The organism is Micromonospora sp. WMMD967 (assembly GCF_029626165.1).
Classification (GTDB): Bacteria; Actinomycetota; Actinomycetes; order Mycobacteriales; family Micromonosporaceae; genus Micromonospora; species Micromonospora taraxaci.
In genome coordinates, this window is record NZ_JARUBK010000001.1 from 3,733,027 (window position 1) to 3,746,269 (window position 13,243).

Here is a 13,243-nt window from a genome sequence, read left to right on the forward strand (position 1 = left end):
TCGACCTGATTGCTGGAGCCGGCGGTGAGTCGTCGAATGCTCGCCACCCTGCTCGCTGCCGTCGTCACGGTGGTATTCGTCTGTCTCGCGGGCGCCGGCCTTCTGCTGGGAGGCTCCGCTGCCGGCTGCGGCTCTGGTGCGACACTCGGTCGATCGCTTGCCCCAGCGCCGCCGGGTGGGTGGCCCGCTGTCGGCCGGTGGGATCGCAATCAGGTAGCCAACGCTGCCATCATCGCCGCCACCGGAGCCAGCAGGAAAGTGCCCACTCGGGGGTGGGTGATCGCCGTCGCCACCGCGATGCAGGAATCGACGCTACGCAACCTTCCCCGCGGCGACCGGGATTCCGTCGGACTGTTCCAGCAACGACCCAGCCAAGGATGGGGAACCGTCGCGCAACTTCTCGACCCGACCTACGCCGCCGCTAGGTTCTACGCCAAGTTGTTGACGATCCTCGGCTGGCAGACCATGCCGCTTACGGAGGCAGCCCAACGTGTGCAAGTCAGCGCCTATCCCGACGCGTACGCCAAGTGGGAGCCGGAAGCCACTCAACTCGTCGGCACGATCACCAGCGGTGAGAGTTCACTGCCAACTGGGCGGCTGGCCAGCTGCGGCGGTGCCAGTGGGCCTTGGACCCAGCCAGTCCTTGCGCCTGTCGGCTCAGGCTTCCGCACCGCAAGCCGGCCCGGTCATGACGGGGTAGACCTCAGCGCCCCACGCGGCACCGTGATCCGAGCCGCATCCGCCGGCATCGTCAGCCGGGTCCGCTGCAACGCCATCGACAACCGCGACGGCAGCAACTGGGGCTGCGATCGCGACGGGGACCCGAATCTCACCAGCGGCTGCGGCTGGTACGTAGACATCGATCACGACGGCGGGATCATCACCCGGTACTGCCATATGAACGAACCACCGCGGGTCGAGGTCGGCGACCGCGTCGCGGTCGGCCAGCCCATCGGTGTCGTCGGCTCGACCGGTCATTCGTCTGGGCCGCACCTCCACTTCGAGGTGCACGTCAACGGTGATGCCAGTGCGGAAGCGGCCATAGATCCGGTTTCATTCATGATCAACGAAGGCGCACCGTTGGGGTAGCCGGCCGCCATACCGATTCTTATCAATGCTCGGTCCTATCATGGAGTTGGTAGACCGGTGGGTGCTTACCCAAATCTGCGAGGAACCCGCCCATCCCGACAAGGCTGACAGTTTCTCCACGATCCGAACCGTCGTCCGGGTAGCGACCGTGGTCGTTGGACTGACGTGTCGCCGTTTGCCGCACGCTGATAGTGTTATCACGTATCGACGGGCGGCGAGAACTGCATTGCTACGTGCGCCCACGCAGATCCGGAAATACGAGTGCGGGCACGACCGGTCCTTCCGCAAATTTCTGACTGACCTAAGAGTCCGTGAGCCGCGTCGGCATTTGCGTAGTTCTCTCCCAGGCGTCCCAGGCAGATTTTAGTGAACTATTCAGGCGCGTTCGGTAAGACGGTTCGAGCGACAGTACCCTCGAATGCCAGTTCATCCATACATTCCTCAGTTGCTCATTGAGTGCCCGATCACGCTCCTCGACCAACGTAACTAAGCGTTCGAAGTATCGGAAGAAGGTCTCGTAAGGATATTCTGAAACCGCGCCCTCCAGGTCGCGAGCTTGAGCCAGTGCACTCTCAGCCAGTTCGAAGGAATCCGTCGGCCACTGGCCTCCAAGTGCTTCACTGGCTGCCCGCTGCATCAGCACAGTGCCAACGGTATTCAGGGTAAAAGAGTCTTCGTGTCGTGCTACGGCTTCCCTGGCCCAACTGTACGCAGGCTCGAAATATCCGGCATCCGCCGCCGCAAGTGCGCGCTGTTCCCAAAATCGGGCGTTCCATTCGAAACCGGCTTCTACCGCATCGTACCAATCGAGTACGACATCAATGTTACTGCCGAGAAACCTCTTTAGGTTTTGAGCGGTCATCAGGGCACGCGTAATTCGATAGTGAACTGTATTTGCCGTGATGGCGGAGCGTGAGACGTGTGGAGCGAGCGCTATTGCTAAGGATTTCGCTAGCTCAAACCTTTCCTCCGGATCCAAACAGTGCTCCACAAGGAGTGTTCCAAGTATCCGATGCCGCAAATGGAAGCCTCTGCGGTTTCGGATGGCAACAAGGTCAGCTAGCTCTCCGACGCTCACCATCGCCTCTGCTTCCAACGGGGTGCGTCCAGAAATCGCCTTTACCAGGGGCGCGGGGAGCTCGTAGCCCAGATTGCCAACGATAGCGATTACCCCCAGCAGGCGCTGTGCGCCTGCGTCCGCAATAGCTGCGTACTCATCTTTGATCCTCGAAACGAATCCTCGACCATGCTCGAGCTCGGCCATCGATGAAAAGAGCTCACGCTTGTGCCCTTCGAAGTATCGCCTCTGCTCTGTCTTTGCCTTCCCAGTCAGGGACCCTAGACGCTTCTTTTCTGTCAGCTTGTCGATGAGCCTCGAGACTTCGCCGACCGATAGCCTCCTGTTCAATTCGAGATTATCGTGCGGTATGGCAGCCAGAACATTATCGATGTGCCTAGCGCGACTTGCGCGTTCCGTCAATATTGCTCGGAGCGCAATTGGAGTGCCGTCAAGACGCACGTTAAGCTTCTCAATGTCATGCGCAAAATCAGATGCGTCATCTATCAGCAGCACGGAGCGCGGGTACCTCTGCAGCCACCATGCCGCACTGTGAATATCGATCGCCTCCTCGCCTGCATAAAGGTATGGCTCATAACCACGTGAATTGATTTCACTTGCGATGCTTAGTAAGAACGTGCTCTTTCCGGTAAATGGGTCACCTGAGATGAGCAGTATCATATGTTCGCCGTGCTTAAGATCCTCCAGAGATCTGTCGACCGTGGCCGTGTGCCGATCGCGTTCGCTAGGTAGCGATAGCAGAATGTCACGCCATTCTGGCGAATGCCCTGCATAAAAATCGTGGCGACGGTCTCGATTTGGCCCCGGAGGAGCACTTTCTAGCCTTTGCCACTGGTTAAGGAAAGTAAAGATTTCTCGTGGATGGTCGGTCGCCGCTGAAGCCTCTTCATGAGTGAGTTCCGCCAGATACTGAGGAAGGATTTCTAGAACGGACGAGAAGAACTCGTCCGCCGCGCTTGCAATTGGAATAAGTCCATAGCGCCGATACTCGTCCGCCTGGAATGCGTCGATGTCTTTCGACACGATAACTGACGGGTGGCCGTCGGGCGTACTGTAGCGGCCCTGCTCCAGCACTACCTGAAGGTCAAATTCGCTATCGAGGGACGCCCCAATGATTATAAATGGTTTAGCCGGATACACATCACCGAAAATTCTGTGCCAGCGATGCTGGGCTAGCGTGGCGTTTACGTATCCGGCGATGTCAAAGACGATTTCGGGGTCCCTGTGCGCCTTGCTTGCTTTCCCGTGCAGGTGGATCACGAGAGTCTCGTCGAGGGTTGCTCGCGGAGTTCGATGCTGCTCAGTCCATGAGATGCTGACGGCGCTTTGTCGCGCTATCTGGCTCCACTTTGTGTAGGCAACCTCAACGCAGTCATCGATGTTTAACGTCCAGATCTGTTCCCATGGGACTTGGGCAAAGCACTCCATCCAGTCGGGCGGGGTTGTATTCGAGAACCGCGCTTTCAGGTAAGCATCGAGGCTGACGCCAGATGTTGTCGTCTTGCCCTTAGCGCCTGCATAAAGGCGGCGAAGGCCCGCAGCCCCGATCGGGGGGAGTGCAAACGCGTCTTGCAATTCGGTCGCGAGTCCCTCAGCTCCCGGGAGATATCTTCCATCTGAGCTAGTTCCGCCGAAGCTCGCGCCGGCGCCAAGCAAGGCGTGATAACGACGCCGCACCAGTCCACGCATGAACGCGTCGAGATGGTCCTGACCTAGCGTAGCTTTGAGGTCAATCACGCGACCGAGTATGTCACCCCGCCGTACGCCGGCTAAGCCGACATGCTCCTCCCGCAAGCAGACCCGTTGGTAACGAACCTACGCAAATCGTGGACCTTTAGCGGAGTGCTCTTCCGCCGCGATCCGCGTGCTGCCTCCGACCGCCATGGCCACGGGCCATACGGGTTGACTCGATGCTTGGCCAACTGGCCGAGATGAGGCGTTGATTCGTGCGAGCCGGGCCGTCTCGGGAACCCGGGAACTCGTGATGATCAAATCCCACTGGCCGGCGTCCAGGCGATCTGGCACTGGTTGCGCCACCTGCACTGGCACTCGAGCATCAGCTCCCCCTGCAGGCCATGAAACGCACTCTCAGTCTGACGGTCCGTCGTTATGCGGTAGGGACTTGTGGAGCAGTCGACGTGCGAGTCGATGAGTTTCGTCGGAGACGTCCTCGTCGATCCCCTGAAGGGCTGAGGTAAGTGCTGCCAGCCGCGCGTTGATGGCTGCGGTGTCATCAGTGGCGGAATGGGCGTTCATGGCGAGGCGAGCGACCTCCTCGTTGATCGGGTCGATTTCGCAGGCAGCGTCGAGAAGGGTCCGGGCTCGACCGGGGTCGGTGTCGGCGAGCAGAACCGCGAGTCGAGCGTGGATGTTGACGCCGACCTGCCTGCACCTGTGCTGTGGCCCGTCCATCCATTCGAAGCTGTCGTCGTAGAGCAGGCCGTTCCAGTTGCTGACTGCGTCATCGAGCGCCGCGCGCTGGGCGTCTCGGTCGGTTGTCGCGCCGGCCCGGCTGACAGCGTCGAGGACGCGCCACCAGTCGACGTCGAGCAGGGCCGGGTCGAGGTAGTAGCGCCCGCCAGGGTTGGCGACCGGTTTGAAGGTTCCGCTGACCGCGCTGGGGTCGAGTCCGGTGGCGTGGGTCAGCCGATTGCGGAGGTTGGCGACGTTGGTGGACAGGCGGTCGCGGGCGCGGCGTGGGGTGGCATCCGGTGTCATCGCTACCTCGATGTCGGCGATATCCGCACCTTGGCGGTGGACGGCGAGGTAGGTGAGGAGTTCATAACTTGCTCGGCGGACGCCGGGGACGGGGTTGCCGTCGGCGCCGAAGATGATCGGCCGGCCGAGCACCTGGACGCGTACCCGTGACTGCCGCTTCCCGCTCGCTCGGGGAAGTTCGGCGGGTGGGGTTGGCCTGACTGACGGTGCTGGGCTCGCGGTGGTCTCTGCCGTGGATGTGTTGTCGCCACCGCTCGTGGAACCCGGCCCTTCGGGCGTCGGGTCGTTGGGAGGGGGAGATGGCGGCTCTCCGGTGTGCGCTTCGCGAATGACGGTGAGCAGTTGCAGAGTGGTGTCGGCGTCAAGGACCGACAGCTTGGGGGTCTGTCCCGGCTCGTTGCTGGTGGTGGTGCCGTCGGTTGCAACAGTGAGGGTGGTGCCGCGCGGCCAGTGGCCGGCGATGACCGCGCTGATGGCCAGGGGGTGGCCCAGGTGTAGCGCGGTGGATAGCCGAGCCCGGATCGCGGTGTCGGGGATGTCGGCGATCAGTGTGATCGGTGGAAGGGGATCGTGGTGTGGGTCGGCGTCGTGGAGCGCGGCAACATCGGTGACGTCGGCGTCGGTGACGGCACGCGTGCGGTGGATGATCTGTTCTTCGACGTAGGTCAGCGCGTGGTCGAGTCCGGCGGTGACTCGCAGCCGAGGTACGGCACCGACCAGGTCGGTGATCGCGGTGCCGCCGAGCAGGTCGGCGAGAACGGTCGCGGGGATCACCACCTGCCCGCGGGCGTCCGGGTCGTGGACGCTGCCCGAGGAGAGCGTCGCCACGAGCATCGCGCGGACGGCGTCGGCTCCGCCTGGTCCGGTGAGGCCGAGGCCTCCTCGTGGGTGGTCGGGTAGGCCGGCCAGTTGCGGTCCGGACGGCCCGATCGGTGCCAGCGGCGGCCGGTCGGCGCCCGCGAGGTCACGGACTGTGGGTTGTAGCGGCGGGGGTGCCAGTAGTTCGGGTGCCTGCGCACGGACGGCCCGACGTAGCCGGCTGACCACGGCCGGCAAGGGCTGCAGGGTGGGATCGGTGGCCGGGTCGATGTCGGCGATGGGGTTGTAGCGGGTGCGTCGGCGTAGCCACACGATCGACGAGGCGGCGGCCAGTGCAGCGGCCAGTCCGATGCTCACCCATCCGCCGGGTACGCCCACGCCGCGATCCTCACCGGGCGGCCGAACGGCATCGCTTTGGTCAGGCGTCGCCGGGCTGGCGCTTGTTGGGGTCGAGACCGGCCCCGACGACGCCGGCATGCCCGGTGCCTGCTCGACCACACCGTCCGGGTCCTCAGCGGTTGAGGAGGACGGTGTCGACATGGGTGGGGCTGTCGACGTGGCCGGGCCCGGTGATGCGGGTACCGGGCCGGCACCCGGCGGTCGGGCGGGTTTCGCGGGTGCCGGATCGGTGGCTGGTGGTGGGACAGCGTCGGCTGGCATCCGTAGATCCCAGCCGGGTTGGATCAGGCGGGGGGCTCGCAACGTGCCGCCGACCTCGAAATGTCGGCCGCGGTTGAGCTGCCAGATCTCGGGCCATCGGTTGCCGTCGTCGAGGCACTTCTCGGCGATGACCCAGAGGCTTTCGTTGCGTTGGACGACGTACACGTAGCTGTTGCCTTTGATGAGAACGTGGTGTTCGCCAGCGCAGAGGATCGGCGGCTGCTGCTCGATACCGACCTTGGCTGGGCCGGTCGCTTGGTTGCCGAGAAGCACCACCGGGGTGGCGTGCGCCGCGGCTGCCGGCACGACCGCGGACAAGGGTGGGGGAGTCGCCGTTGCCGGCGCGACGGTGGCGGTGGCGACGACGCCGGCAGTGAGTCCGGAGAGCAGCCATCCTGCCAGGGTCTGTACGGACGTCAAGCCGCGCAGTCTCGGCATGGGTAGGCCGCGAATCCCGGCGAACGCCTCGGCGAGGAGGCTGGCGGTGAACACGGCCCAGAGCAGCCAGAGGGCGATGGCCAGCAGGTTGACCGCCATCGTGTCGGTGAAGCCGGCGGTGAGCCATGCCTGCCAGCCGGCGGCGTCCTGCGGGACGGTGCGGGGGAGGGGCCAACCGATGTAAGCGGCGAGACCGTAGGGGATGCCGACGGTGATGGACAGCAGCGCGGTGGCGCTGGCGAGGCGGGTGAGGAGCCGGCCGAGCGCCGCAGTGACGTTCATGGCACCCCCTTCACGGTGGTCTAGCTGGTCACGGGTTCGGCGCGCTCGGTGGTCGAGACGGTGACGGTGGTGATCCCGATGGCGGCGAGTAGTGGGGTGGGCCCGGTCTTGGTGACGGTGACCGTGACCAACGTCGTGGTGGCGGAGACGGTGCCGGTGGCTCCGACCTGGGCGAGGTATTCGGTCGCCGCGGCTTCGGCCAGAACCGGGTCGAGTTGTACGGTGCCGGCGGTGCGGAGCAGGAGTAGATCGATCCGGTCTGCTCCGGCCCGTGCGGCCTGTTGGGCGACGTGGCGGGCGTCGACGCGCATCGTCATGGCGGCACCGCCGTCGATGATCAGTGCGGCTGCGAGCATGCCGACGAGGAACATTCCGGCTGCCCAGCCGGTGCCCGAGCCGCGGTCTTCGCGCAGTTGGCGGCGGACCGTCTCCAACCAGGGGCGGCTCACGGAACGATCTCCGAATATGTATCCAGTGGGGCCCTGGCGGTCGCGGTCGTGTCGGCGCCGCCCGGGGCGCTGACGCCGATCAGGTCATCGGTGGAGACGTGGCACGTGATGGTGACGGTGACCGAGCCGCCACGGCCGAAGTCATGTAGGTCCGTGACAACGGTCAACGGGGTGCATCCGCGGGCCCGGCCGGCGAGGTCGCCGCGGGCGGCTTCCTCGGCGGCGGACTGCGCGGCAGCGGCGGTTCGCTGTTGGGATGCGGCGCGCGCGGCGGACGCGGCGGCGGCGTGTACGTCGAGGCGAGTGGCCGACAACCGCCATGCGCCGACGATCAGCATCGCCACGATCACCATGACCGGCAGGACGAGCCCGACTACCTCGACCGACACCGAGCCGCAATCGCCGGACGGACACCGCCGAGGCAGTGGTGCTCTACTGCCCTTCGTCATCGACGCCTCGCTCCTTCCGCCTGGTCTCAGCTCACGGGTGGAACATCTTCGGTGGGTGCCTGGACCTGGACCTCGATGGGCACGGTGAGCCCTGGCACGGGAACGACACGGTTCGCCGTGCCGGTGATCGTGACGGTTGTGGTGACCGGCCCACGCTCCACGGTGATCTGGATGTCGTCGATGCCGGCAGGGTTGGTCTCGGCCAGGACTTCAGCGGCTTCGCTGCGGCCGGACTCGGCCGTCGCCCCGTAGACCCGTGCCGCCTGAAGTGCCTCCTTGGCGGCGTGCCGAGCCGACTGATCAGCCAGCGACCAGACGGCGGCTTGCACGATCACGGTCAGCGCGAGCAGGAAGATGACGGTGTAGCCGACGGTCTCGGTCGTGACTGAGCCGCGGTCGCCGTGGAGTCTGCTGCGGAGGTGCTGCCTGGTCCTGCTCGGACTCCCCATGATCGTGACGGTCAGAAGCCGATGGTGATGACCAGGGAGTTCCAGTACTGCGTCACGGTGTCCCGGAAGAGCATGCCGATTCCGCCGACGACAACGATGAAGATGGCGATCCACATGATTGTGTCGACGGTCTCTGCTCCGTGCTCGGGATTCTCACGGATGGCCCTGAGCCCATAGGCAAGGTTGGCGCGTAGACGGCGGATCATGGTGATCAACTCCTTCGAGCTCCGTACGGATTCGGTTTAGAGGCCGGTGCGGATGGCCGCGATGGCCGGGTACAGCAGGAACAGGCCGTAGCCGACGGCGATGAGCATGACGGGTAGGGACATCCGGACGCCGGCCGAGCGGGCGGCGGATTCCATTGCCGCGGTTGTGCGAGCGCGCATCCCCGAGGTCCGGGCAGCGAGGGAAGCACGGACCCGGGCGCCTTCCGCGCCGGCCAACTGCATCGTGGCGGCCAACTCGGCCAACTCGTTCACTCCCGTATCGAGGCCCAGTTGGCCAAGGGGCTGCCACGGGGGCTGCCGAGTCAGCCGGGCGGTGCGTAGCGCGGCACGCAGTTGGTCGGCGGCCCAGCCGGTGCAGACGCTTGCCGCATCGTCGAGGGCCTGTTCGACGCCGGCGCCGCCGGCCAGGCTGATGGTGACCAGGTCGAGCATCACCGACAGGGTGTGACGCAGATGGGCACGCCGCCTCTCCGCCTGAGCGCGGGCCCGGGTGACCGCCCATCGGTAGCCGATCAGTCCGCCCAGGCCGGCGAGCCACAGCGGCACCAGCCCACCGACGCCCCACAGTGCGGCCAGGACGGGCATCGCCAGTACCCCCAGGCCGATGGCTGCGGCCTGCTCGGCAAGGAACGTGGGAACGTCCTTCTGCAGCACTGCCAGGTCGCTGCGGGTGCGAGCGGTAGGCAGGCCCAGGCGTACGAGGGGTGCCCCCAGCACCTGATAGCGGCGTTGTCGGGCGGTCATCGGGGGCGGCGCCGGACGACGTAGGCCGTCGAGCACGTCGACCAGGGCAGGTCGGTTGGGACGCAATCCCAGCAGGACCAGCGTAAGGCCGGTTCCGGTACCGGCCCCCAGCAGCAGCGCCTCCCGGATCACCGTGTCACCACCTGGGGTTGGGAGTTGGCGCCGGTCAGCACCCGCTCCTCACGGGCTATCCGGGACATCCGGCTGAGCCAGATGAACCCGACGGCGAACATCGCACCCACGATGGCGAGTACGACCTGCCCGGCCAGAGTGTCGTAGGGAGCGAGGAACGTGCGGTTGAGCAGCACCTGTCCGACGGCCATGGCCAGGGTGATCGCGATGATGATCCGCACCGACGTGCGGGTGGTCGCCCACTCGGTCTGGATCCGCATCCGGGCTGCGGCCTGCTCCCGTGCGGTTGCCGCGAGCGCACCGAGCTGCTCGGCGAGGTTGCGAGCCTGCCTGGTGGCCGCCAGCAGCAACGACGCCACGACCATGTCCCCGGTCGGATGATTGAGATCAGCGGCGAACGCGCGCAGCGCGACCGGCAGGCGGACCCCAGCGTCGATCGCCTCCGCCAGCGCGATGACCTGCGGTCGGATCGCCGCTGGCGCCGTGCCGGCCGTCGCGGCGATCGCCTCCTCCAGCCCAGCTGCCGCGGCCAGCGTGTCGCGCAAGCTCTCCGTCCAGCCCGCGATCGCCTCCAACTGCTCCTGCTCACGCTGCTGAGTCCGGTTCCCGATCAGCACGGTGGGTAGGCTCCACGCTGCCAGGCCAGCCAAGATCGCGCCGACCAGCCAGCCGGTTACCAGCCCCGAGACCACCGCCGCGATGATCACCGTTACGGTCCGCACGGGAGTTACGGCCGCACGAGCTCGTCGTAGCAAGCCGTCCACTCGTGCAGGGCTGTCACGGTCGCGCCGCCGGAATCCGTCAACGACCAGCCACAGGCCAAGGCCGCTGAGTAGTCCGACAAGCAGCACGACCGGCATGGCCATCCGTGTCACCACCCGTCACGGTCGAGGGCAGCAGGATCCAGGCCAACATCGACGAGCCGGTCCATGGTCTCGTCCCGCAGCCGGGTCGCCGGCACTGCCTGGCGACCCGGACCAGGCCGGTATACCTCGTTGGACATGATCTGGTCCCCGTCGGTGCCGACGATCTCGCGAACGGAGGAGACCACTCGAAGGCCATTGGGAGTGCGGTCCAAGTGCACGACGATGTGCACGGCTTCGCCCAGCAGTGACGTCGCGGCACTTCGTGGATAGGATGCCGGCGGCTCCATCGCATAGGTGGTCATCCGCAGCAGTGCCTGCGAACTCGACGAGGCATGCACCGTCGCCATCGACCCGTCCACCCCGATCGACATCGCCTTGGCCATCTGCACGACCTCAGCCCCGCGAACCTCGCCGAGGATGACCCGATCCGGCGTCAACCGCAGCGCGGCACGGACGCACTGATCCAGGCTGAACTCGCCCACGCCCTCGATGTTTGCCTGCCGTGCCTGCATCGAGACCATGTCCGGGTGGACCTGCGGGTCCAGCGACAGCTCGCGAGAGTCCTCGATCACGATCAGGCGTTCCTGCGCGGGAATCGCGGAGGCGAGGGCTCGCAGGAATGTGGTCTTTCCTGCGGCGGGGCCGCCGCTGATGACGATGTTCCGGCGGGCCAACACCAGGCCGGTGAACAGGTCCGCCATTGTCGGCGTCAGCTCGCCCATCCCCACCAGGTCATCCAGGCTTACCTTCACCATGGGGTGCCGGCGGATCGACACCGCGACTCGATCGCTGATCACCTGCATCGCGTGCAGACGCGCTCCGCCAGGCAACTGCATGGCGAGTTCGGGGGCGTCCGGGTCGAATCGGCGCTCATGGGCTCCGAGCCGGGCGCCCATGTCGCGCAACTGCTCGATCAGTTCGGCGTCGGAGTGTGCGACCGCGGCCACCCGGGCACGTCGGCCGTCGCGGTACTGCACCTGCACGTTGTCGCAGCCGTTGATGTTGATGGTCTCGATCGCCTCGTCGTCGAGGAGCGGTTGCAGCCCGCCGGCGCCAACGAAGGAATTGCGCAACGCTTGCCGAATCCGATGCTCGGCCATCTCACTCAGCGGAGGTTGCCCGCGGTGCAACGCCTCGCGCGCATATTCGTCGAGGGCGTTGGATATCAATAGGTCGACGTCGCCCGCGTTGTCTGCTCCACCGACGACCGACACCTGTAGCCGGACGGCGACCGTGGCTCGTAATGCATGGAGAACCTCTCGCTCACCACTGGTCAGCGCGTGGGCGCCCCCCACGCCCATGCTGTTCCCCGGAGCGGAATGCCGAGCATTCATCGGCCGCTCACCCCGGCGTGCGCCGTCACCGACGCGACCGCCGTCCCGGTACTGGCATGCCGATCGAGGTCCAGTGCAAGGCCACGACAGGCCCGCAGCAGTGGCAACCGCGTCCAGCCCGTCGACTGCCAACCCCGCCGCGGCACCATCCGTCCAGCCAGAATCCCGGCGCCTCGACGGTCGTTCGGGACGGTCGCGGCCAGCGGCAGCCCAAGGCTGCCGGCCACCTCCACTGCCGGCCACCCGTCGCCACCTACGGTCACCAGCTGTACGTCCCGTACCAATCCGGTCAGCTGCTCGACGTGCTCGTGTCCCTGGGTAAGGTCTCTACCTTTTGCTGATGGGATTGGTCGGCCCGTCGGGCCGTTCAGTCGCACATCCGCAACTCGTACCTCATCCTGTACGGGCCTCAGCACCACCAGCAGGACGTCCACTGCCGATAGCAGCGCGGACGCCGGCGAAGCTGGCTCCCACCGGCCCACGTCGAGCACCAAGGCTGGCCGGCCGGCGGCCAGCACTCGCAGCATTCGAGGTCCCCGAACAGCTAACGCCCGCAGGCTCGCCGCCGCGGCGCCAGGCTCCGCCAGGACCACGTCCACCCCGGACGGCAACGGTTGCACCCACCGAGACGGATCCATTCGGACGTCGGCCCCGGAGCGGGCATCGGCAGCCATCGACGCCAGCCCTGGCTCCCGCCCGCCACCGTGGTAGGTACGACCGAACCGTGCCATTAGGTCGCCGCCCGCCGGATCCGCCTCCACGACAATGGCGCCTGGCTCAGGCCACCGCAGTGCCAGCCCCAGGGCGAGCGTCGTCGCGCCTGGCGAGCCCTTCGCGCTCGTCACCCCGATCAACACGGTGTCAGCCGCCCGAGCCCTGCAGAATCAGCGATACGTCTCCCGAAGCGACGCTGACCTGCAGTGCCGCGTCTGACGACAGCAGGAGCGACACGGCGGTCAGCCCAGCAGCGTCGGGGACCTCGATTGCGGACACCGACGCGGACGCCCGGACCGGCTGCACAGCTGGAGATCCGTTGGCTGTCGGGGGCACTACCAGGACGGTCACCCGCGAGCCCACCGTCATGCCGGCCGGCGCCTTGCCCGCCTTGACGCCGACGGCGATGACCGACTGACCCACCGGTGGAAACGCCGAACCGCCCATCTGGCCGGGCGACAACAGGCTCCCGGCGACCAGCGGCACCGCCGCCGTCCGACCGATAACCGTCTCGCGCTGCGACTCGCCTACCACCTGCACGGCGTCGCCGGGCACGATCTGTACGACCTTCAAGTCTGGGTCCCGGATCGTCTGGCCTGCCCCCACGTCGCGGGCCAGCGCCAGGACCGGAGTCGCCGGATCGGTCCGCAGCGCGGTGCCGGCGAACAGCAGCGAGCACGCGATTGCGAGAACGAGCCCCAGCACCACGTTGCGCGGTGAACGTCGGCGCACCCCAACGGGCGCAGGTGTGGACGACGATCGCCCGTTCGCCGCCGTGGCTGGTGTTCTCGTCAA

General features: G+C 66.2%; 11 protein-coding genes. 1 reads left to right on the plus strand and 10 read right to left on the minus strand.

All coding sequences use genetic code 11. The annotated features are described in order from the left end of the window. Positions 1–24 precede the first annotated feature (24 nt). Positions 25–1,089: a M23 family metallopeptidase gene (locus O7631_RS17420; RefSeq protein ID WP_278145144.1), complete on the plus strand. Its 1,065-nt coding sequence runs from the start codon at positions 25–27 to the stop codon at positions 1,087–1,089. Positions 1,090–1,390: 301 nt separating this feature from the next. Here the strand turns inward: O7631_RS17420 and O7631_RS17425 are convergent, their stop codons facing one another. The 10 genes from O7631_RS17425 to O7631_RS17470 form a co-directional block, all read right to left on the minus strand. Continuing rightward, positions 1,391–3,904: an SIR2 family protein gene (locus O7631_RS17425; protein ID WP_278145145.1), complete on the minus strand. Its 2,514-nt coding sequence runs from the start codon at positions 3,902–3,904 to the stop codon at positions 1,391–1,393. A gap of 351 nt (positions 3,905–4,255) precedes the next feature. Further along, positions 4,256–7,084, minus strand: coding sequence for a BTAD domain-containing putative transcriptional regulator (locus O7631_RS17430; RefSeq protein WP_278145146.1), 2,829 nt, complete (start codon positions 7,082–7,084; stop codon positions 4,256–4,258). A gap of 20 nt (positions 7,085–7,104) precedes the next feature. Continuing rightward, entirely contained in the window at positions 7,105–7,533 is a 429-nt protein-coding gene (locus O7631_RS17435; RefSeq protein ID WP_278145147.1) for a pilus assembly protein TadG-related protein, read from the minus strand. After that, the gene (locus O7631_RS17440) at positions 7,530–7,922 is read right to left on the minus strand and encodes a TadE family protein (protein ID WP_278145148.1); all 393 of its coding nucleotides are present in this window, start codon (positions 7,920–7,922) and stop codon (positions 7,530–7,532) included. The genes O7631_RS17435 and O7631_RS17440 overlap by 4 nt, the downstream gene beginning before the upstream one ends. 86 nt (positions 7,923–8,008) lie before the next feature. Further along, positions 8,009–8,431 carry a TadE family protein gene (locus O7631_RS17445; protein WP_278145149.1) on the minus strand — a complete coding sequence of 141 codons (423 nt, stop codon included), beginning with the start codon at positions 8,429–8,431 and terminating at the stop codon, positions 8,009–8,011. An 11-nt stretch (positions 8,432–8,442) separates the two neighbouring features. After that, on the minus strand, positions 8,443–8,637 hold the full coding sequence (locus tag O7631_RS17450) for a hypothetical protein (protein ID WP_007458652.1): 195 nt from the start codon (positions 8,635–8,637) through the stop codon (positions 8,443–8,445). Between the two features lie 36 nt (positions 8,638–8,673). Then, positions 8,674–9,534 carry a type II secretion system F family protein gene (locus tag O7631_RS17455; RefSeq protein ID WP_278145150.1) on the minus strand — a complete coding sequence of 287 codons (861 nt, stop codon included), beginning with the start codon at positions 9,532–9,534 and terminating at the stop codon, positions 8,674–8,676. Then, positions 9,531–10,256 carry a type II secretion system F family protein gene (locus tag O7631_RS17460; protein ID WP_278145151.1) on the minus strand — a complete coding sequence of 242 codons (726 nt, stop codon included), beginning with the start codon at positions 10,254–10,256 and terminating at the stop codon, positions 9,531–9,533. Before O7631_RS17460 ends, O7631_RS17455 begins: the two co-directional genes overlap by 4 nt. A gap of 149 nt (positions 10,257–10,405) precedes the next feature. Further along, a complete protein-coding gene (locus O7631_RS17465; protein WP_278145152.1) occupies positions 10,406–11,734 on the minus strand; it encodes an ATPase, T2SS/T4P/T4SS family in 1,329 nt (442 codons plus the stop codon). Between the two features lie 861 nt (positions 11,735–12,595). Further along, the gene (locus O7631_RS17470) at positions 12,596–13,156 is read right to left on the minus strand and encodes an SAF domain-containing protein (RefSeq protein ID WP_278145153.1); all 561 of its coding nucleotides are present in this window, start codon (positions 13,154–13,156) and stop codon (positions 12,596–12,598) included. Between the last annotated feature and the right edge of the window lie 87 nt (positions 13,157–13,243).

Coding starts and splice junctions, on each gene's coding strand:
- O7631_RS17445 (WP_278145149.1), bottom strand. CDS start 8,431: ATGGGGAGTCCGAGCAGGACCAGGCAGCACCTCCGCAGCAGACTCCAC.
- O7631_RS17430 (WP_278145146.1), bottom strand. CDS start 7,084: ATGAACGTCACTGCGGCGCTCGGCCGGCTCCTCACCCGCCTCGCCAGC.
- O7631_RS17450 (WP_007458652.1), bottom strand. CDS start 8,637: ATGATCCGCCGTCTACGCGCCAACCTTGCCTATGGGCTCAGGGCCATC.
- O7631_RS17465 (WP_278145152.1), bottom strand. CDS start 11,734: ATGAATGCTCGGCATTCCGCTCCGGGGAACAGCATGGGCGTGGGGGGC.